This is a genomic window from Pseudomaricurvus sp. HS19, assembly GCF_009857815.1.
In the GTDB taxonomy this organism is placed as follows: Bacteria; Pseudomonadota; Gammaproteobacteria; order Pseudomonadales; family Cellvibrionaceae; genus Pseudomaricurvus.
The window spans coordinates 49,990-69,997 of the sequence record NZ_WVVW01000009.1 but is presented as its reverse complement, the minus strand read 5'-3'; the positions used below and the strand labels follow the sequence as shown (position 1 = coordinate 69,997).

Annotated in this window: 16 protein-coding genes; 2 read left to right on the top strand and 14 right to left on the bottom strand. The window is 59.5% G+C overall.

The genetic code is table 11. From position 1 onward, the window contains the following. Nucleotide 1 precedes the first annotated feature (1 nt). The 3 genes from GSF27_RS13045 to GSF27_RS13035 form a co-directional block, all read right to left on the bottom strand. Nucleotides 2-1,489, bottom strand: coding sequence for a hypothetical protein (locus GSF27_RS13045; protein WP_202410441.1), 1,488 nt, complete (start codon nucleotides 1,487-1,489; stop codon nucleotides 2-4). A gap of 147 nt (nucleotides 1,490-1,636) precedes the next feature. After that, the gene (locus GSF27_RS13040) at nucleotides 1,637-2,182 is read right to left on the bottom strand and encodes a DUF3332 domain-containing protein (protein ID WP_160969776.1); all 546 of its coding nucleotides are present in this window, start codon (nucleotides 2,180-2,182) and stop codon (nucleotides 1,637-1,639) included. A gap of 256 nt (nucleotides 2,183-2,438) precedes the next feature. Continuing rightward, complete coding sequence (locus tag GSF27_RS13035) at nucleotides 2,439-3,602, bottom strand: amidohydrolase family protein (protein ID WP_160969774.1); 1,164 nt, start codon at nucleotides 3,600-3,602, stop codon at nucleotides 2,439-2,441. Nucleotides 3,603-4,134: 532 nt separating this feature from the next. Between GSF27_RS13035 and GSF27_RS13030 the strand changes: the two genes are divergently transcribed. Beyond that, on the top strand, nucleotides 4,135-4,695 hold the full coding sequence (locus tag GSF27_RS13030; RefSeq protein ID WP_160969772.1) for an outer membrane beta-barrel protein: 561 nt from the start codon (nucleotides 4,135-4,137) through the stop codon (nucleotides 4,693-4,695). Nucleotides 4,696-4,765: 70 nt separating this feature from the next. Here GSF27_RS13030 and glyA read toward each other — a convergent pair whose 3' ends face one another. The 9 genes from glyA to GSF27_RS12985 all read right to left on the bottom strand — a co-directional run bounded on the left by glyA (nucleotide 4,766) and on the right by GSF27_RS12985 (nucleotide 16,107). Further along, entirely contained in the window at nucleotides 4,766-6,031 is a 1,266-nt protein-coding gene (gene glyA, locus GSF27_RS13025; RefSeq protein WP_160969770.1) for a serine hydroxymethyltransferase, read from the bottom strand. A gap of 191 nt (nucleotides 6,032-6,222) precedes the next feature. Continuing rightward, entirely contained in the window at nucleotides 6,223-7,116 is an 894-nt protein-coding gene (mmsB, locus tag GSF27_RS13020) for a 3-hydroxyisobutyrate dehydrogenase (RefSeq protein ID WP_160969768.1), read from the bottom strand. Between the two features lie 57 nt (nucleotides 7,117-7,173). Continuing rightward, a complete protein-coding gene (locus tag GSF27_RS13015) occupies nucleotides 7,174-8,268 on the bottom strand; it encodes an enoyl-CoA hydratase/isomerase family protein (RefSeq protein ID WP_160969766.1) in 1,095 nt (364 codons plus the stop codon). A 300-nt stretch (nucleotides 8,269-8,568) separates the two neighbouring features. Further along, a complete protein-coding gene (locus GSF27_RS13010; RefSeq protein ID WP_160969764.1) occupies nucleotides 8,569-9,345 on the bottom strand; it encodes an enoyl-CoA hydratase in 777 nt (258 codons plus the stop codon). Nucleotides 9,346-9,476: 131 nt separating this feature from the next. Continuing rightward, entirely contained in the window at nucleotides 9,477-10,643 is a 1,167-nt protein-coding gene (locus GSF27_RS13005) for an acyl-CoA dehydrogenase family protein (protein WP_160969762.1), read from the bottom strand. 224 nt (nucleotides 10,644-10,867) lie between these two features. Next, complete coding sequence (locus GSF27_RS13000) at nucleotides 10,868-11,920, bottom strand: 2-oxoacid:ferredoxin oxidoreductase subunit beta (RefSeq protein ID WP_160969760.1); 1,053 nt, start codon at nucleotides 11,918-11,920, stop codon at nucleotides 10,868-10,870. Nucleotides 11,921-11,936: 16 nt separating this feature from the next. Then, the gene (locus tag GSF27_RS12995) at nucleotides 11,937-13,802 is read right to left on the bottom strand and encodes a 2-oxoacid:acceptor oxidoreductase subunit alpha (RefSeq protein ID WP_160969758.1); all 1,866 of its coding nucleotides are present in this window, start codon (nucleotides 13,800-13,802) and stop codon (nucleotides 11,937-11,939) included. Continuing rightward, nucleotides 13,799-15,613: an FAD-dependent oxidoreductase gene (locus tag GSF27_RS12990; RefSeq protein WP_160969756.1), complete on the bottom strand. Its 1,815-nt coding sequence runs from the start codon at nucleotides 15,611-15,613 to the stop codon at nucleotides 13,799-13,801. The genes GSF27_RS12995 and GSF27_RS12990 overlap by 4 nt, the downstream gene beginning before the upstream one ends. Nucleotides 15,614-15,849: 236 nt before the next feature. After that, a complete protein-coding gene (locus tag GSF27_RS12985) occupies nucleotides 15,850-16,107 on the bottom strand; it encodes a hypothetical protein (RefSeq protein WP_202410440.1) in 258 nt (85 codons plus the stop codon). Nucleotides 16,108-16,646: 539 nt separating this feature from the next. On the opposite strand from GSF27_RS12985, the gene GSF27_RS12980 reads away from it, so the two are divergent. After that, nucleotides 16,647-18,518 carry a DEAD/DEAH box helicase gene (locus tag GSF27_RS12980; protein WP_160969754.1) on the top strand — a complete coding sequence of 624 codons (1,872 nt, stop codon included), beginning with the start codon at nucleotides 16,647-16,649 and terminating at the stop codon, nucleotides 18,516-18,518. A 25-nt stretch (nucleotides 18,519-18,543) separates the two neighbouring features. Here GSF27_RS12980 and GSF27_RS12975 read toward each other — a convergent pair whose 3' ends face one another. Then, a complete protein-coding gene (locus GSF27_RS12975) occupies nucleotides 18,544-18,972 on the bottom strand; it encodes a group II truncated hemoglobin (protein WP_160969752.1) in 429 nt (142 codons plus the stop codon). A 251-nt stretch (nucleotides 18,973-19,223) separates the two neighbouring features. Beyond that, a complete protein-coding gene (rlmB, locus tag GSF27_RS12970) occupies nucleotides 19,224-19,970 on the bottom strand; it encodes a 23S rRNA (guanosine(2251)-2'-O)-methyltransferase RlmB (RefSeq protein WP_160969750.1) in 747 nt (248 codons plus the stop codon). Nucleotides 19,971-20,008 lie beyond the last annotated feature (38 nt).

The following is a 20,008-nucleotide window of genomic DNA, read 5'->3' as shown; positions in this document are numbered from 1 at the left end:
GTCAGAATGCCACAATAAAATCGGTCGTCATGACCCAACCATTACCACCTACCGCAAACGGTACACTGCTGTAACCCACAGGCGAGTCCTTAAGGTAGAGCCCCTGTATATTCATGCGCACCTCACGGCGCAGGAAGGGAAACCAGTTCACACCCACGGAGACGTCATAGGGATCCCCGTACTCACCATAAATTTTCGAATAACCCACATAAGCCTGCAATGCCTCGGGTATCAGCATAGCAGATGCCTGCAGCTGGTAGCCCTCATCATCCAGCTCACGCACGGGAATGGGCCCGGTGGTAACGAAGTCATCTACCCAGCGGCGATAGTATTCCGCCTCCACAGACCAGCCACGATACTTGAAGCCGGCGTTGGCGGCGGCCATCTGATAGGTTGCCTTGCGGATGTCTCCGCCGCTGCCGAAGGGATCGCCGCTGAAGATCAGCGTGCCATCGGAAAGGCGAATCTGGGAATTCTCGAAGCCTTCGTCGTCAGCCTGTCCCTGGGCATCCTCGCGGCTGCGGGTAAAGTGCAGGCCCAGCAGAGTGGCCAGCTCTTCGTGGTACTCGTAGTCCCCCAGTCCTTCGCCGGGACCGTACTCTCCCGTGGTGGGCATCCACCACAGCGCGGTCGACACGGTGTTGAATTCATCATCCAGCTGGTTGGCGTTCACCCCCAGCTGGCTGAGGTTATTACCCAGCATGGCACGGTACTTCAACCCTTTGGTCAGCTCACCCGAGGCCCAGATTCCGGACGTGTAGGAGCCTCGAAAAAATTCGTCGGCGATGGTGCGGTGGTCATTCTTGAGCCAGTTGGGGAATGTATAGTTGGTGGAGCGGGTGCTGGGCAGTGCCCCGATACCGGCATAGAGATTGAACGCCGGATCAAACTGGTAGCCGAGATTACCGGCCACTACTACCTGCGCCGGATCACCCTGACTGGTATTGGAAGTCCAGGTGTAGAACAGGTAGCGGAATTTCGGATCAAACAGCCAACCCTTGAAGTTCAGGGTCAGTTTCTGGAATTGCACATCGTTACGGGACTCAACAGTGTGTGGTCGACCGAACGAGTCGGTGTAGGTTTCATCGAGACCGGAGTTGTTCAGGTAGCGGGCATAGGTGTACACACTGAAGTTCACTTCGCCCTGCTCACCCGCTGCCAAGCTAAAGCCCTTGCCCGGCGTGTAGCTGCCCGGGGTCGCCGGCTTGTTCCCGGCTCCATCCCGTGACTGCCCTGCCGGCGCTGCAGCAACCGCTTCCGGCGCTGACTCCGTAACGGGCGTGCCCAGCATCAATGACTCCAGCGCGCGGATACGCGCGTCAAAGGCTTTCATTTGCTCGTTCAATTGCTGCCGATCCTGCTGCAAGCGGCGCAACTCTTCTGCCACCTGACGCTGCTGCTCATCCGTCAGTTCGGCGGCACTGGCAGCGCCACCAATCAGTACAGCGACCAGCAGTAAACCGAGCGGGATTCGCGTCCCTGATCCCATATCCGTTCCTCTCCGGCACACCTTGGACCACAGCAGTTGTCACTGTGCCGCCAGCTGCTTTCTATGTATTTATCGATAAAACTATTTATTAAGCGAAAAAATGAGCGCCCCGCTGCTGGCGGGGCGCTGTGTGGTGCAGACTCGACCTCAGCCGCGGGTAGCGATGGCGTAACTCTGCAACTCTGCGCTGGACACAGTGGTAATGTACTTCTCATCCAGATAGAACGCGACGCTGTCATCACCCTTAACACCGCGCAGGGTTTTCTCGGTGCCGTCCTTGTACTGGATATTCATTTGCAGGGTTTTGTCATCCAACTGCTGCATAGTGGCAGACTTCACATCTTCCACATTGATGGACGACAGTGGTGCGTCAGTGACGCTGTCACCCAGACTGTCATTGACCTTCATCCAGGCATCAACCGGGGTATCCACAACGGCCGGAGACTTGCCGGTTACCGGGTTGGTGCCAGTCCAGAATTCAATGGCGTTAATGACAAACAGGTCAACCAGGTTGGCAATACCCCAGACCGGTGACAACAGCAGGAACAAACCTTCACGGCCGTAGCGGTTATCCACCGCCTTGAGGTTGATCTCCACCACCTTGTTGGTCAACGCCATCTGCCCCATACATCCGGTCAGGGTTGTAGCACTGATACCGGCGGCTACAGCAATAGTCAGAAGCTTCAATTTCATTGTGTTTCTCCTTCGGTTTTAGACAACATCATCGAACTTCGGCACGACAAAAAGACCTGGCCACAGAATGCGATACCCCATCCCGGTGCACCAGACTTCCTAATCCGTTGCACCGGTGCGACCACCACTGTGTCTGACACCCGCACAACAGAATTCCGCTTTCACGCCATACGCCGGCTAACCCCATTGAAACAAGTCCGGGTCATACAGCTTTGTACGCCCAAGCTGCTCCTGCAGCCGCTCTCGCCCGTCGCTCTCAGTTGGCAACCTGAGGCTCACAGACCAGCGGGGCGTTGTAGTTCAGGTTAAGCAGGCGGAAATAGTTTTCGCCGAGCGCAATATTACGGAAGGCCTCGTCGTTCAGGCTACGCAGGGCGCGACTGGTGACTTCCAGCTCATGCGCATACTGTGCGTAATCCTTGCTTCCCGCGGCGACAAAATCGGAGCCGGGCAATATGCGTTCGGAATATTTATTCAGGAGGGGCAGGTAAATGTCGCCCCACTGGTGATAGGCGTTGTAGAGCACATCCCAGGAAATATCGAGCATCAGGTTGGGATACTGATCCAGCAAACGGCTCATGATGACGACATGCTGGTCAGGGCTCATTTTAACGAGTTCCTTTGACAGCCCCGCATGTGCCCAGACAATTTTATTGTGTGGATAGGTCTCCAGCACATGCTCCATCAGGTAGAGGAACTCTGTAGGGTTGGCATCATGCCCGAGGTCTGCGTGCAGGGTCACGGGGATATTACGCTGTCGTAATACCGTCATAAAAGGAGCCCAGGCATCGATACTGGCAAGGGTAGCGGGCTCATGCAGGTTTTCCACCAGCGCCTGCTTCATGACATTCAGCTCGCCGGCCCAGCGAAACATCCCCGGAAATTCCGTATCGTACAGCTCGATCATCCTGGCCGCGTTTTCCGGGTGCGCCAGATCGATAAAAGTCATGGAGAGGATGACGTAGAGGTTGTCATGCTGGTAGGCCTTTACATCCATACCATTGACGAAGTCGTTCTTGATGCTGGGCTTGGCCGATACCCCCGGGCAATCGAGGTAATAGGTGCAACCGGATTGCAGCTCCAGCACCTGGCCGATACCAAAATAGTTAACAAAGCGCACACCGAGCTTGTCAAAATAGCCGAACAACTCTTGCGGGGGGATCGCCGGCCCACCGAAGGGGCGCGGGTGAAAGTGGGCATCCACCACCGGTGTATAGGGCTCTTTACTACGATCGTAACAGACCTGCTTCTCCGGGGGCTGCATGTAAGACGCGAGACTGCGATCAGAGGCGCTCTTGCCCCCCGGCCCCATCGCACAACCGGCGAGCGCAGCCGCTGCCGCGATCACGGCTGTCTGACGCAACAGGGACAGCCTCTGCGGACTCAGGACATTCAGGCCTGAAAACCACGAATTACGCATTATCACTCCTTTGACGCACGCCACTGCTACGACGTTGCCGGGCAGCAATCTGCCAACGGCGAAGCATGAGCACTCATTGTGTACTCAACAATAGTGAATTTGGATTACTTTTGCAGCCGAAGCAACCGCTGGCACTACTTTTACAATAGTTAACCCGACCCAACGAACCTTTTTATCCGCCTGGCAGCCTGATTGGGGAAAAATCACCGACCGCCTGAACTTACAAACTGCACAGCACCCTGCTTCAGGATAGAACAACTCTCGGCACTTGAGGAATTAGACGAAGGGTTAAACCGATCAATGAGAAATGCGCCAAACTGCAACGCTTCTTGCTCCACACGACAGACAAGAACGTCCTTTCACCCAGACACTATTGGCACTTGTTACAAATTTTTGGCGCCTGCGGCATCGGCCATCCCCACCTGCCGCGACAGTTCTGTGAAAGCCGGCACCATTCCACTCATGCCGGTAGACAGGTTCGGGAAAGCGGAGTAGCTTGACGCCACACCAATAAGCACGGAGGCCTACCCGTATGAATATCCGATTCACTTCCGCACTTGCCGCAATCACCCTCGCCACCCTGCCGCTCTCCGCCATGGCGGGAAAGGACAGTGGTTTTTACCTGGGCGGCTCCCTCGGTAATGCCAGTCTGGATTACTCGGAAAACAACAACTGGGGAGACGTAGAATTTGATGACGACGACACAGCCTACAAGGTCTTCGCCGGTTACAACTTCGGCCTGATACCACTGATCGATATCGCCGCTGAAATTTCCTACGTTGATTTCGGCAAGCACGAAGGCGAAGTTGCCAACATTACCAATAACAAACTGGAAGTCGATGCCTGGACCGCAGCCGGACTGGTTGGCTTCAACCTCGGCCCGGTCGGTGTATTTGGCAAGATGGGACTGGCCACCTGGGATGGCGATGTCTCCGGCCCCCTTAACGGCTCCGATGATGGCACCGACCCGCTCTACGGTCTCGGCGCCAAGCTGCAGCTGGGCTCCCTGGCGGTACGGGCCGAGTACGAGCTTTTTGATCTCGACAAGATCGACATCGATTACTTCTCGGTGGGTGCCAGCTATACCTTCTGAGTCAGTTTCTGACCGGACACAAAAAAACCGGCCAATGGCCGGTTTTTTTGTGTCCGGGATTTGTGCGCGATCAGTCAGCGTAGACCGGGAAACGCTTGCACAGCTCCAGCACCTTGGCTTTCACTTCCGCAATCACCTGCTCGGAGTTACCGTTTTCCAGGCTCTCCAGTACGTCACACATCCAGTTAGTGAGCTGCACACACTCCTCTTCACCAAAACCACGGGTGGTAACGGCGGGGGTACCTACACGCAGGCCGGAGGTAACAAACGGGGAGCGGGGGTCATTAGGCACGGAGTTTTTGTTAACGGTGATGTAAGCCGCGCCCAGAGCCGCATCGGCATCTTTACCGGAGTATTCCTTGCCGATCAGGTCAACCAGCATCAGGTGGTTTTCAGTGCCGCCGGAGACGATTTTCAGGCCGCGCTCGATAAAAGTCGCCGCCATCGCCTTGGCGTTCTTAACAACCTGCTGCTGATAGGTTTTGAAGTCGTCCTGCATGGCTTCCTTGAAGGCCACCGCCTTGGCGGCAATCACATGCATCAGCGGGCCACCCTGACCACCGGGGAATACCGCAGAGTTCAGCTTTTTGGCGATCTCTTCGTTCTCACGGGCCAGAATCAGGCCGCCGCGTGGGCCGCGCAGGGTTTTGTGGGTGGTGGTGGTTACCACGTCAGCAAAAGGAACCGGGTTGGGGTAAACACCGGCGGCAATCAGGCCGGCCACGTGGGCCATGTCCACAAACAGGTAGGCACCCACCTTGTCGGCGATCTCGCGGAATTTGGACCAGTCCATCACCTGGGAGTAGGCAGAGAAGCCGGCCACGATCATCTTTGGCTTGTGCTCAACGGCGAGGGCTTCGATTTCGGCGTAGTCGATCTGGCCGGTGGCCGGATTCAGGCCGTACTGCACAGAGTTGTAGATCTTGCCGGAGAAGTTCACCTTGGCACCATGAGTCAGGTGACCACCGTGATCCAGGCTCATACCCAATACGGTATCACCGGGGGCGCACAGGGCGGCGTAAACGGCGTTGTTGGCCTGGGAACCGGAGTGCGGCTGGACGTTGGCGTAGTCGGCACCAAACAGCGCTTTGGCACGCTCGATGGCCAGCTCTTCGGCCTTGTCCACATACTCACAACCACCGTAATAACGCTTGCTGGGGTAGCCTTCGGCGTATTTGTTGGTCAGTTTGGTGCCCTGGGCCACCATTACCATAGGGCTGGTGTAGTTCTCAGAGGCGATCAGCTCAATGTGCTCTTCCTGGCGGCGCTCTTCCTGCTGAATAGCAGTCCACAGCTCAGGATCAAAGGCTTCGATGGTCAGAGATTTATCAAACATGGGGCCACCCTGCAGTCGGTACGGTGATTGGAGAAGGAAATAAGGGCGCGAATTGTACACTATTCATTCGCGAAATCGCACATACGGGACGAATTTTCACAAGCAGCCGGCAATGGCCTGAATCCGGCCCCCCGAAACGGCTACCGGGGCCTCATGGACCCCGGTCATCAGTCGCCGGCAGGGCGGGCAAATCAGCGGGAGTAGAGCTCCAGGATGCTGGAGAAGTCCTGCATGCCCTTGTCCTCACCACCGCTGTTCTTGTGCAGGTTGAACAGGTTGCGGGCGGCGGAGCCCATGGGGATGGAGGACTTGCTGGATACCGCAGCGGCCTGGGCCAGGCTCAGGTCCTTGAGCATCAGGTCCACCATAAAGCCACCCTTGTAGCCGTTGGAGGCTGGTACACCCTCCATCACGCCCGGTACAGGGTTGTACTTCTGCAGGGACCAGTTGCAACCGGAGCTCTGCAGCATGATTTCAGACAGCACTTTCGGATCGAGACCATTATCCATACCCAGCTGCAGCGCCTCGGCGGTACCGCTCATGTGGATGGCCAGCAGCATGTTGTTACAGATCTTGGCCACCTGCCCTGCGCCCACATCACCGGCGCGGAAGATATTGGCGCCCATGGCTTGCAGTACCGGCTTCGATGCCTCGAAATCTGCTTCGCTGCCGCCCACCATAAAGGCCAGGGTACCTGCCGCGGCTGCCGCCACACCACCGGATACCGGGGCGTCCACAAAACGATGGCCGCGGATGGCCGCCTCACGGCCGACGCGACGGCTGTTTTCCGGCGCCACAGTGGAGCAATCCAGCACCAGTGCGGTGGTGGGAATCACATCCAACAGGCCGTCATCGATATAGACACCTTCCACAATGGCGCCATTGGGCAGCATGGAAACCACGTAATCCACCCCTTCCACAGCCTTTTTCGGGCAGTCTACCGGCGTACAACCTTTCTCTGCCGCCGCTTTCAGGTTGGCCTCCATCAGGTCAAAGGCGTTGACCTGGAAACCGGCCTTGACCAGGTTGGCCGCCATGCCGCCGCCCATATTGCCAAGACCAATAAACGCTACTGTCTTACCCATCACTCACTCTCCTCAACTCTTAACCTTAAAAACCCCGGCTGCACACCCGGCGCCGACTTACAGGTCGGCCAGCGGGTTAGATGCCCAGGGCTCCACGAAGAACGCCTCTATCTGCCCGGCGGTGACATCCTCAAAACGGGATGGCGTCCAGCTGGGGCTCTTGTCCTTATCAATCAGCAGGGCGCGCACGCCCTCCTTGAAATGGCCGAAACGGGCGCAGTTCACCGACATTGTCAGCTCCAGGCGGAAACAGTCTGCCAGTGACAGCTCCTTGCCGCGCACCAGTTGCTCCCACACCAGATAGGGGGTAACCGGACAGCCGGAAGCCAGCGTCTGAGCCGCCCGCGCGCACCACTTGTCGTCGCCCTCGTAGGCGCGGATGCGGCCGATGATGGCCAGCAGGTCGTCGCCGGCACAGGACTCATTGATCCAGTCGAGGTGGGTTTCCAGATTGCCGGCTGGCTTGCTGTCAGCGGACAGGGCTCCGAAATGCTGCATCACGCCGGCAACACCTCGCTCACATTTCACCTCGGTGAGGGCGGTAATCACCTCTTCGCGCAGATCGGCAGTGATGTAGTGATCAGCGAAGCCCACATAGAGCGCGTCAGTCGCGTTGATCTGGCAACCGGTGAGGCCCATGAACAGGCCGGTCTTGCCCGGGGCCCGGTTGAGGAAGTAAGTCCCCCCCACATCCGGGTAGAGGCCGATGGTGATCTCCGGCATGGCCATGCGGGTGGTGTCGGTGACGATACGGTGGGTAGCGCCGCACAGCAGCCCCAGGCCGCCCCCCATGACAAAACCGGTTCCCCACACCACCAGCGGTTTTTTGTAGGTGGCCATCAGGTAATCGAGGCGGTACTCCTCTTCGAAGAACTCGGCGCAGCTGTTATCCGGCAACTCTTCGCCGTAGTTGGCGGAGCCGGCGTGCAGGGCGACTACGTCGCCACCGGCACAGAAGGCCTTGTCGCCGGCGGAGTGCAGGAACACCGCCAGTACCGACTCATCGTCCTGCCACTGCTGCAGTTTTGGCAGCAGCAGGGAGACCATCTCTGCGGAGAGGGAGTTAAGAGATTTTTCGGAATTGAGCTGGGCTACCGCGAGTTTTTTACCGCCGGCGGCCGGGCGCTCTTCGAACAACACTACATCAGTCATGGATTACCCCATTAACACAGCAAGCGCGCAGCGCTTGCCGGGATCAAACATTTGGAGACCCGGTTCATTTTCGTCCCCCGGCTCATTTTTATCCCGCAGGAGCGCGCTCTGCACATCCTTCGTCGCTCCCGCGCAGGCGGGAGCCCATGGATTCCCGCCTGCGCGGGAATGACACCTTGAAGATGCCCGTGTCGATTCTGAACCTCTGGATTCCCGCCTGCGCGGGAATGACATCTTGCAGATTACAGTGCCGATCCTCAGCTTTTGGATTCCCGCCCGGGCGGGAATGACAAACCGGGATCAGGCGTTTTTCCACTCGGGCTTGCGCTTCTCCAGAAACGCAGAGACGCCCTCTTTCTGGTCCTGGCTGTCCCACAGTTTTACAAACAGCTCGCGCTCCTTGTAGAAGGCACTGTTAATGTCGCCATCGCGGGCCGCCATAATCAGCTCTTTGCAGTAGCGCACTGAGGTGGGGGACTGGCCTTCCACCTTGGCCGCCAGCTCCAGGGCCTTTTCCAGCGCAGTACCGGTGGGCACCACCTCGGAAACCAGGCCGATCTTTTCTGCCTGTGGAGCCTTGAGGCGCTCACCCAGCAGGATCATGCGCTTGGCCCACTGCTCGCCCACCAGCCAGGAGAGGTGCTGGGAACCCAATCCGCAAGGCAATAAGCCCACAGCCGCTTCCGGCAGCGCCATCTGGGATTGCTCTTCACAGATACGCACATCACAGCACAGAGCCACTTCCAGGCCGCCACCCATGGCGTAACCGGTAATCGCCGCAATGGAGACGCCGTTGTAGTTGGTCAGTGCCATAAAGGCGTCGCCAAACGCCTGGGCTGAAGCAAAGGACTTACCCTTGTCGTCGTGGTCGAACTGCTTCAGGTCGGCACCGGCGCTGAAGAATTTTTCACTCTCACTGGCCAGCACCAGGGCGTAGTTGTCCTTATCTGCGTTCAGATCTTCCACCAGCTGTTTCAGGTAGGCCAGGCTCTCAGGCGTCCAGGTGTTGGCCGGTGGGTTGTTGAAGGTAATGATGGCGGTGTGTCCGCGTTTTTCCAGTTTCAGCAGATCAGACATGATGGCTCCGTGGTATTGTTTTTTTAAAAATCCGGCGGGGGATTCTAGCAGGCTGCCGGGAAACTATCCCTACACTGGCCCGCATCTTCGCCAATGCGCCCGGGGCTGCGCCAGCCAGCGGGCGGACGGCCTCAGCGCAGCGCTTCCGGCGCCCCTTCTTCGAGGATGCGACGAGCAGTGATCAGGCGCATAACCTCGTTGGTTCCTTCCAGAATCTGGTGCACCCGGGCGTCGCGCAGGAAGCGTTCAATGGGGTATTCGCGAATGTAGCCATAACCACCGTGCAGCTGCAGCGCCTGGTTGCACACCTCGAAGCCCACGTCGGTGGCAAAGCGCTTGGCCATGGCACAATAGGTGGTTTTGTCCGGGTGATTCTCATCCAGCTTGGTGGCTGCCAGGCGGATCATCTGCCGCGCCGCCACCAGCTCGGTGAGCATATCCGCCAGCTTGAACTGCAACGCCTGGAAACTGGCCAGGGACTTACCGAACTGCTTGCGCTCGTGCATGTAGGCCTGGGCATGGTTAAGGCAGGCCTGGGCTGCACCAATGGAGCAGGTGGCGATATTGATGCGGCCGCCGTCGAGGCCTTTCATGGCGATCTTGAAGCCTTCACCTTCGTCACCCAGGCGGTGGTCGGCTGGCACACGCACATCTTCGAAAGCAATGGCACGGGTGGGCTGGGAGTTCCAGCCCATCTTGTCTTCATTCTTGCCGTAGCTGATACCGGCGGCGTCAGCTGGAATGGCAAAGGCACTGATGCCGCGCGCGCCGTCCTCGGTGGTACCGGTGCGGGCCATCAATACCAGCACGTCGGTACTGCCGGCACCACTGATAAACATCTTGCTGCCGTTGAGAACATACTCATCGCCTTCCCGACGGGCGGTGGTGCGCAGGGAACCGGCGTCGCTGCCGGCGCCGGGCTCGGTCAGGCAGTAGGAAGCCAGTTTCTGACCGGAGGTCAGGTCCGCCGCCCACTTGTCCTTTACCACATCAGTGCCCCAGCTGCAGAGCATCCAGGTGGCCATGTTGTGAATGGAGATAAACGCCGCAGTGGAGGTACAGCCGGCTGCCAGTTCTTCAAGGATGATGGCCGAATCCAGCCGGGACAGCGCCATACCGCCGTTCTCTTCCGGGCAGTAGAGACCACAAAAACCCATCTCGCCGGCCATGGCAATCACGTCAGTGGGGAATATTTTCTTTTCGTCCCACTCCGCCGCATGGGGCGCCATCTCGCCCTGGGCAAAGGCCCGGGCAGCCTCCTGGAAGGCCAGCTGTTCTTCGCTCAGATTAAAATCCATAACACCTGTCTCACGAGCCGGGCAGATGCCCGGTTAGCCAATACAAACCCTCATTTAAGCACAAGCCCTGTGGGGGATCTTGGCCATTTAGCGGATTAATTTGTGCAATATACGCAATTCAGCGGCGCAGACGGGGGGAGTCTGGCGTGATCGGTGTAAAATTCGGGGAATTGAGCAGGCAGGCGGTGACCCGCCGGCAGGGTGCCGGCGAGCCCCGAAAGGCATCAACGCAGGGAGTCGTTGATGTTTTGCAGTACGGCAACACCCGGGCACAGCTCTTTCTCGCCCAGCTGACGCAGCGGCTTCTTGCTGCTGTCGATGCTGTCGTGCAGGTCCTGTGAGTCCGGGTCCATGTACAGCAGGCCGGTGAGGATGCGACCGCGATCCTTGTAGTTCTTCATGCGCTCCACCGCAGAGTTGCGGCTGCGCACGTTGAGCTTGTCGTCCATCTTGCACAGGTGCACCACAGAACCGTCATGCAGGGTCACCTCTTCCGAGGTCTGGTTCGGGTAGCAGGCGGTGATCTCTTCGCGCATGGGCACAAAGTCCACGGTGCCGGTGGCCTCCAGGTGATCACGCACAAACTCGTACCCCTTGGTGGAGCCGGGGTTATTGTTGAAGGTCACACAGGGAGAGATCACATCAATAAAAGCGAAACCGCGATGGGAAACCGCTGCCTTGATCAGTGGCACCAGCTGGTCCTTGTCGCCGGAGAAGCTGCGGGCCACAAAGGTAGCACCCAATTCCAGCGCCACGCCGGCCAGGTCGATGGCCTCAAACTTGTTGGGCTCGCCCTTCTTGCTGCAGGAACCCACATCCGCCGTGGCGGAGTCCTGGCCCTTGGTGAGACCGTAGCAACCGTTGTTCATGACGATGTAGACCATGTTCAGGTTGCGGCGCACGGCGTGGGCAAACTGGCCCATACCGATAGACGCGGTATCACCGTCCCCGGAAACACCCAGGTAGATCAGGTCGCGGTTGGCCATGTTGGCACCGGTCACTACGGAAGGCATACGGCCATGCACGGAGTTGAAGCCGTGGGACTTGCCGAGGAAGTAGGTCGGCGTTTTGGACGAGCAACCGATACCGGACAACTTGGCAACGCGGTGCGGCTCGATGGACATCTCGAACATGGACTGCACCACCGCGGCACTGATGGAGTCATGACCACAACCGGCACACAGGGTGGAGAGTGCACCTTCGTAGTCCTTGCGGCTGTAACCGAGCTCGTTAACGGGCAGCTGCGGGTGACGAAATTCGGGTCTTAAATAAGTCATTGTCTATCCTCCTGGATTACGCCTTGGCCGCAGCAGCTTTCTTGCGCTGGCTGCCGCTGCTCTTGTTCACAACTGCACTGACCGCATCGGCAACAAAGCGCGCGGTGATGGGCATACCGTTGTAGTTCAGAACCTTGTTCAGGCGTCTTGGATCCAGGTCACACTCGTTGACCAGCAGCGTGCGCATCTGCGCATCGCGGTTTTGTTCAACCACAAACACCTGCTCGTGGCTGTTGATGAAGTCTACAATCTCATCGGCAAACGGGAAGGCACGGATACGACAGGTGTCCGCCGCAATGCCCTCGCCCGCCAGCAGATCTACCGCTTCCAGGGTGGCGTGCATGGAGGTACCGAAGTGCAGGATACCCACCGGCGCATTGGCCTTGGCGTTGGCCCTGGTGATCACTGGCGCGGGCACGTAGGACTTGGCGGTCTCGAACTTCTTCAGCAGACGCTCCATATTGGCCACATACTCTTCACCATCCTCGGTATAGACCGCGTATTCATCGCGGGAAGTACCGCGGGTGAAGAAGGCACCCTTGGTCGGGTGAGTGCCCGGATAGGTGCGGTAAGGAATGCCATCGCCGTCCACATCCAGGTAGCGACCAAAGCGCTCGCTCATGCTTTCCAGCTGCTCGGCATTGAACACCTTGCCACGCTGGTAGGTACGGTTCTCGTCCCACTCGAACGGCTCGGACATGTTGTCGTTCATGCCCAGGTCCAGATCGGTCAGCATAATGATCGGGGTCTGCAGCTGCTCCGCCAGGTCAAAGGACTGGGCGGTCATGTCGAAACACTCTTTCGGCGTCGACGGGAACACCAGCACGTGCTTGGTATCACCGTGGGAAGCGTATGCACAGGCCAGCACGTCGGACTGCTGGGTACGGGTGGGCATACCGGTGGAGGGACCGGCGCGCTGCACATCGATCAGTACCGCCGGAATTTCGGCAAAGTAAGCCAGGCCCAGGAATTCACTCATCAGGGAGATACCCGGACCACTGGTGGCGGTAAAGGCGCGGGCGCCGTTCCAGTTGGCACCGATCACCATACCCATGGCCGCCAGCTCATCTTCCGCCTGCACAATGGCAAAGTTTTTCTTGCCCGTGCCCGGATCGATGCGCATGCGCTTGCAGTACTTCTCGAACGCCTCAACCACAGACGTGGACGGGGTGATGGGGTACCAGCCTGCCATGGTGGCACCGCCGTAAACCGCACCCAGACCACAGGCGTCGTTACCCTCAACCAGGATGTAGTCGCCCATGGGGCGGGACTCAACAGTCACATGCAGCGGGCAGGTGAAGTTGCGCTTGGCGTACTGGAAACCCAGCTCCAGAGCATGCACGTTGGGCGCAATCAGCTTCTCCTTGCCCTTGAACTGATCGGCGATCAGGTCGGTCAGCACAGAGAAGTCCATGTTGATCAGCGCCGCCATGGCACCCACATAGATGACGTTCTTGAACAGCTGGCGCTGACGGGCGTCCTTGTACTCTTCCAGACAGATGCGGGTCAGGGGCAGGCCGATAAAGTCGATATCGTCGCGCATCAGGCGCAGGTCCAGCGGCTTGCTGTTGTCGTAGATGAAGTAGCCGCCCGGCTTCACTTCACGCACATCCTTGGCCATGCTCTGCGGGTTTACCGACACCATGATGTCGACACCCTCGCGGCGGGCCAGATAGCCCTGGTCGTTCACCCGCACCTCGTACCAGGTGGGCAGGCCCTGAATGTTGGACGGGAAGATGTTCTTCGGGCTCACCGACAGGCCCATGCGGAACAGGGCCTTGGCAAACAGGTTGTTGGCACTGGCAGAGCCGGTACCGTTCACATTGGCAAATTTCACCACCAGGTCGTTGACGACCGGGGTGCGCGCAGGAATCCCGCTCATGCTTGCTCCTCCTCTTGCACGGCGCAGGCTCCGGCCTTGCTGACGTGATAGGTAAATTTCTGCATATCCCAGGCCGCCGTCGGGCAGCGCTCCGCACACATACCACAGTGCAGACAGACGTTTTCGTCCTTCACCATCACGCGACTGGTTTGCAGACTGTCGGAAACAAACAGGGATTGGGTTTCATTGGTGGCCGGCATCTTCAGCTGCGGACGCAGCTGCGCCTCGTCTTCCATGTCGGTGACATCGATCATGGTGAGGCAGTCTGTCGGGCAGATATCAATACAGGCATCGCACTCGATACATTTGGGCGCCTCGAACACGGTCTGGGCGTCACAGTTGAGGCAACGGGCCGCTTCGCGCACCGCGGTGGCCACATCAAAGCCCAGCTCCACTTCCAGCTTGCGATCCTTCACCGACAGGCCCACATCTTCATGCGGCACGGCGTAGCGCAGGTCGTTGGCCACCGAGTTGTCGTAGCTCCACTCGTGCACGCCCATCTTCTGGCTCACCAGGGTCACACCCGGTGCCGGACGGTTCTTGACGCTGTGACCATTGAGGAACAGGTCGATGGAGATGGCCGCCTGGTGACCGTGGGCCACGGCGGTGATGACGTTCTCGGGACCAAAGGCGGCGTCGCCACCGAAGAAAACGTTGGGACGGCTGGACTGGAAGGTAACCCGGTCCACCACCGGCATATCCCACTGGCCAAACTCGATACCCACGTCGCGCTCGATCCAGGGGAAGGCGTTGTCCTGACCCACCGCGACACAGATGTCATCACACTCCATGATCACATCCGGCTCACCGGTCGGTACCAGTGAGCGCTTGCCATTAGCGTCGTACTCGGCGCGTACCAGTTCAAAGCGCATACCCACCAGTTTGCCGTCCTCGACGATAAACTCTTTCGGGGTGTGGTTTTCAAACATCTCCACACCTTCACGCTCGGAGTCTTCGATCTCCCAGGGCGAGGCTTTCATATCGGCGCGCGGGCTGCGCACCACACACTTGACGGAGTCAGCACCCACCCGCAGGGAGGTACGGCAGCAGTCCATGGCGGTGTTACCACCACCCAGCACCAGCACTTTCTTGCCGATGGCCTTGGTGTGCTCAAACGCGACGGACGCCAGCCACTCGATACCCAGGTGGATATTGGCCTCCGCTTCTTCGCGACCGGGCAGCTTCAGGTCCTTCGGACGGGGTGCGCCGGTACCGACAAAAATTGCGTCGTAACCCTTGTCGATGATGGACTTCATGCTGTCGACGTAGGTGTTGAAGTGGGCGCTCACGCCCATATCGAGAATCTGGTTTACTTCCTGGTCCAGCACGGTGGCCGGCAGGCGGAAACTGGGGATCTGGCTGCGCATAAAGCCGCCGCCCGCAGGCTGGTTGTCGTAGAGATCGACGGTATATCCCAGCGGCATCAGGTCGCGAGCCACCGTGAGCGAGGCAGGGCCACCGCCAATCAGCGCCACGCGCTTGCCGTTCTTGCGGGTGGGAATGGCGGGCATGGCAGCAGCAATGGCTTCGCTGTCCTTGTTGTCCGCGGCCACGCGCTTGAGGCGGCAGATGGCAACCGGCTCCTCTTCCACCCGGCCGCGACGGCAGGCGGGCTCACAGGGGCGGTCACAGGTACGGCCCAGAACACCTGGAAACACATTGGATTCCCAGTTGATCATGTAGGCGTCGTTGTAGCGACCCTGAGCAATCAGACGAATGTATTCCGGCACGGGTGTGTGCGCCGGACAGGCGTATTGGCAATCGACTACCTTGTGGTAGTACTCCGGGTTGTTGGTATCCGTAGGTTTCAACTGACTCTCCACACTTCACAGTTCAGGCGAATATTCATGCCAGCCATTGTGTAGCCGGCCTCTTCTTTTTTTAGTTATGTCACGCTGACGCGTGTTGGCAGGGCGTCCCGCAGTGGTACCGCAGGCGCAGCCCCGCCCCCTCCCGAGTCACAGGGAGGTATTGCACGAAATCCGGGAAACAGATGCAGCGGTTTTAACTCCACAACTCCGCTTCTGACGGGGGTATATCCGGGTGGTCAGTGGCTCTCGCCCAATGCTTCCGCCGCGCTGACGACGGGTCGGCTCTCGCGGGTACCCCGCATCACCTGCTTCTCACCCTGGTGTACCAGCAACACGTGATCGGCTTCGACCGCCACCAGCTCACCCACGAAAGGCATATCCTGGAAGGCTTCCGGCACCCTATAGCTCACCAGATCCCCCGCCTTGAAAGTGGCGGGATCAAAGTTAAACTCGAATGGACAGGCATTCTCGTCGCCGTTGATCATTTCCTGCATGACCACTACCTCTTGTTGTTATGGTTATCCTGCGCCCCGGACGGCAGCCACACACGCAGCAGGAGCCTGACGGGACGCACCGAAATGCGCCAAAAGCAGAAAATTCGGTTCACGCATTGCAAAACCTGTTAATAATAACGTTTGTACTGGCCAAAAAAAACACGCCAACTCCCCCTGCAGACACAATTTCCTGATAGACACATCACTTTTTTGCCCTCTCGCAAGCCATCGCGGCGCCAAAATAAAGCTATCATTCTTCAGGCAGGTGCGTATAATCCGCGCCCTCTTGTGATTCGGGATCACTGGCCAGACGCCTTACTCCGGGTAGACGACCGTCGCGCAGCGACGCCATCAGACACTACCCGCACGACGGAATGAGGGGAGCAGACTGCCTCCCAAGGCGAGCCGCCAATGCCCCCCTTCCACGTGCTATTAATCCGACCTGCGCATTTGCCTGACGGCCGCTACCCACCGGGAGCCATGGCCGCCGGGCGTTCGGCACATTGCCGTGCTGCGCGGTCACACCCAAAGGTATCTACATGTCTGACCCGAACAACACCGAAAACAGCATCCGCTTTGCCGACCTGGGCCTGGCCCAGCCGGTCCTCAATGCCATCGCCAAGGTGGGTTACGAGACCCCCTCCCCGATTCAGGCCCGCGCCATTCCCGAACTGCTGGCCGGCCACGACATCCTCGGCATGGCCCAGACCGGCACCGGTAAAACCGCAGCTTTCGCCCTGCCGCTGCTGACCCGCATCGACGCCCGCCTCAACCAGCCCCAGGTGCTGGTGCTGGCACCCACCCGCGAACTCGCCATCCAGGTGGCGGAAGCCTTCCAGAGCTACGCCTCGGAGCTGAAAGGTTTCCACGTACTGCCCATCTACGGCGGCTCCGACTACCGCGGCCAGATCCGCGGCCTGCAGCGTGGCGCCCAGGTTGTGGTTGGCACCCCGGGCCGGGTCATGGACCACCTGCGTCGCGGCACCCTCAAGCTGGACCACCTGCAGACCGTGGTACTGGACGAAGCCGACGAAATGCTGCGCATGGGCTTTATCGACGACGTCACCTGGATTCTCGACCAGACTCCGGAGCAGCGTCAGGTAGCCCTGTTCTCCGCCACCATGCCGCGGGAGATCCGCAAAGTGGCCGATACCTACCTGCGCGAGCCGGCGATCATCAAGATCGAGGCCCAGACCCAGACCGTAGAACGCATTGAGCAGCTCTACTGGCAGGTGCGCGGCGTCAACAAACTGGACGCCCTCACCCGCATCCTGGAGGTCGAGGAATTCGACGCCATCATCATGTTCGTGCGCACCAAGAACGCCACCAGCGAGCTGGCCGAGAAACTGGAAGCTCGTGGTTACTCCGCTGCCGCCCTCAACGGTGACATGAGCCAGCAGCTGCGCGAGCGCGCCATCGAGCGCCTGAAAAACGGCCAGCTGGACATCATTATCGCCACCGACGTCGCTGCCCGTGGCATCGACGTGGCCCGTGTCAGCCACGTGATCAACTACGACATCCCCTACGATACCGAGGCCTATGTGCACCGTATCGGCCGCACCGGCCGCGCCGGCCGCAGCGGCAAGGCGATCCTGTTTGTGGCCCCGCGCGAGACGCGCATGCTGCGCACCATTGAGCGCGCCACCCAGCAGCCCATCACCGAACTGCACCTGCCCAGCAAGGCGCAGGTAGCGGACAAGCGCATCAACCAGTTCCGCCAGCAAATCCTCGCTACCATCGAAGAGCAGGACCTGGATTTCTTCCGCGAGCTGGTGGCCAATTTCAGCGACGAGACCGAAACCGAGCCCCAAACCCTGGCGGCGGCCCTTGCCTACCTGGCGCAGAAAGACAAACCACTGCTGCAGCCCAAGGACATTGTAGAAGATCCCAAGCCCCGTGACCGTGAGCCCCGCGGCCCCCGCCCCGGCCGCGAGGACTACGACGTCGGCCGCCAGGAGAAGCGTGGCCGCAAGGACCGCAAGCACCACAGCGAGCGCGACACCGCTGATGCGAACATGGAGACCTTCCGCCTGGAGGCTGGCCACAACCATCAGGTACGTCCGGGCGATATTGTTGGCGCCATTGCCAATGAGGCGGACATCGACAGCAGCTTTATCGGCCACATCCGCATCTTTGACGACTTCAGCTGCGTCGACCTGCCAGCCGGCATGCCGGATGAACTGCTGCACCACATGCAGAAAGTACGCGTGCGCGGTCAGGCCATGCAACTGAGTCGCTTCAGCGGCGACCTGGAAACTGCCGCCCCCCGGGGCCGTCGTTTTGGCGGTGAGCGCAGTGACCGGGATGCGCCTCGCGGCAAGCGCCACGAAGGCGGGCGCCAGCGCGACAACAGTCGCGGCCCCGGTCGCAATGACAGCCGCGGTAACGACCGCAAGCCACGCCGCAGCTGATCCAGCCCGGCAATACCCCCCGGCGTCAGTCGCGATTGCGACTGAACTCCGCCGGGCGGTAAAGCTGCTGCATCAGATACTCTTTAAAGTCCTCCGCCACCGGCTGGTCGTCCAGCGCCCGGCGCATACACAGCAACCATGCGTCCCGCTCCGCGGTGCCGATCTCCAGATGGCGGTGCGCCTGCGGAATAATGATCTGGCCGTACTTCTCCCGATAGAGGCGCGGCCCACCCAACCAGCCGCTGAGAAAACTGGTCAGCCGGTCCGTGGAATCTTCCAGATCCGCCTTGTGCATGGCACGGATACCCGCCGCCTCTGGCAGGGTGTCCATATAAAAGTAGAAACGCTCGCATAATTGCCGCAGGCCCTCATAGCCCCCGGCCGCCCGATAAGAGGCATCCCCCTCACCATAGGCCGCGGTCGCGACCTGCTTCTGTTCTGCATTACTCACCATTGCTCTCCCTGTCGCGACCAGGCAAGGGTCGCTCTCTCATATTCCGGCCGCCCCGGCCATGCTATTGGCGCTACACTCCCTGAGTAAACACCCGGCCAACAGATCACGGGAGCACACCGCCGAATGGCGGTCACTTTAGGTCGGAGAGGGGGATACTGTCGATGTCACAGATCAAGCGGATGGCTCACCGGCACCAGTTCAGGGGAATCGCCAGCCGCGGCAGCCAGCAGGCTGCCGGGCCGACAAGGGGATCAGGCAGAAGCGCGCTGGCGCACCGCCTCAAACAGGCAGACGCCAGTGGCAACTGAGACATTGAGACTGCTGACTTCGCCCGCCATGGGGATATTCACGAGACCATCGCAGCACTCGCGGGTGAGACGACGCATACCCGGGCCTTCTGCCCCCATCACCAGCGCCACAGGCCCGGTGAGGTCCTGCTGATAGACGGAGATGGACGCCTCGCCGGCGGTACCGATAATCCAAACCCCCAACTCCTGCAATTGCCGCAGGCAGCGGGCCAAGTTGGTGACCGGGATATAGGGCAGTACCTCCGCAGCGCCACAGGCGGTTTTACGGGCTACCGGCGTGAGGCTGGCGGAGTTGTCCTTGGGGGCTATGACGGCGTGCACACCAGCGGCCTCGGCGGTACGCAAACAGGCGCCCAGATTGTGAGGGTCGGTGACGCCATCCAGCACCAGCAGGAAGGCGGGACCTTGCAGCCCCTCCAGCAGGCGATAGAGAAACTTCTCATCGTGCAGCTCTCCGGGGAAACTCATGGCGATCACCCCCTGGTGATTGCCCTCCCCGGCCAGCTTGTCCAGCTCCTTGCGACTTACCTGCCGCACCTTGATCTCAGCCTTTTCCGCCGCTGCCAGCACCTTCTGCAGGCGCTGGTCCTGGCGCCCTTGCAGCACCAGAACCTCATTTACCCGTTGCGGTGCACTTTTCAGTAACGCCTGCACCGCATGCAGGCCATAGACTGCCTCTAACTTCGCCACACTTATCTCTCTGGAACGAGCTTCACTTAAAGGGGAGC

Coding starts and splice junctions, on each gene's coding strand:
- GSF27_RS13045 (WP_202410441.1), bottom strand. CDS start 1,489: ATGGGATCAGGGACGCGAATCCCGCTCGGTTTACTGCTGGTCGCTGTA.
- GSF27_RS13040 (WP_160969776.1), bottom strand. CDS start 2,182: ATGAAATTGAAGCTTCTGACTATTGCTGTAGCCGCCGGTATCAGTGCT.
- GSF27_RS13035 (WP_160969774.1), bottom strand. CDS start 3,602: ATGCGTAATTCGTGGTTTTCAGGCCTGAATGTCCTGAGTCCGCAGAGG.
- GSF27_RS13030 (WP_160969772.1), top strand. CDS start 4,135: ATGAATATCCGATTCACTTCCGCACTTGCCGCAATCACCCTCGCCACC.
- glyA (WP_160969770.1), bottom strand. CDS start 6,031: ATGTTTGATAAATCTCTGACCATCGAAGCCTTTGATCCTGAGCTGTGG.
- mmsB (WP_160969768.1), bottom strand. CDS start 7,116: ATGGGTAAGACAGTAGCGTTTATTGGTCTTGGCAATATGGGCGGCGGC.
- GSF27_RS13015 (WP_160969766.1), bottom strand. CDS start 8,268: ATGACTGATGTAGTGTTGTTCGAAGAGCGCCCGGCCGCCGGCGGTAAA.
- GSF27_RS13010 (WP_160969764.1), bottom strand. CDS start 9,345: ATGTCTGATCTGCTGAAACTGGAAAAACGCGGACACACCGCCATCATT.
- GSF27_RS13005 (WP_160969762.1), bottom strand. CDS start 10,643: ATGGATTTTAATCTGAGCGAAGAACAGCTGGCCTTCCAGGAGGCTGCC.
- GSF27_RS13000 (WP_160969760.1), bottom strand. CDS start 11,920: ATGACTTATTTAAGACCCGAATTTCGTCACCCGCAGCTGCCCGTTAAC.
- GSF27_RS12995 (WP_160969758.1), bottom strand. CDS start 13,802: ATGAGCGGGATTCCTGCGCGCACCCCGGTCGTCAACGACCTGGTGGTG.
- GSF27_RS12985 (WP_202410440.1), bottom strand. CDS start 16,107: ATGCAGGAAATGATCAACGGCGACGAGAATGCCTGTCCATTCGAGTTT.
- GSF27_RS12980 (WP_160969754.1), top strand. CDS start 16,647: ATGTCTGACCCGAACAACACCGAAAACAGCATCCGCTTTGCCGACCTG.
- GSF27_RS12975 (WP_160969752.1), bottom strand. CDS start 18,972: ATGGTGAGTAATGCAGAACAGAAGCAGGTCGCGACCGCGGCCTATGGT.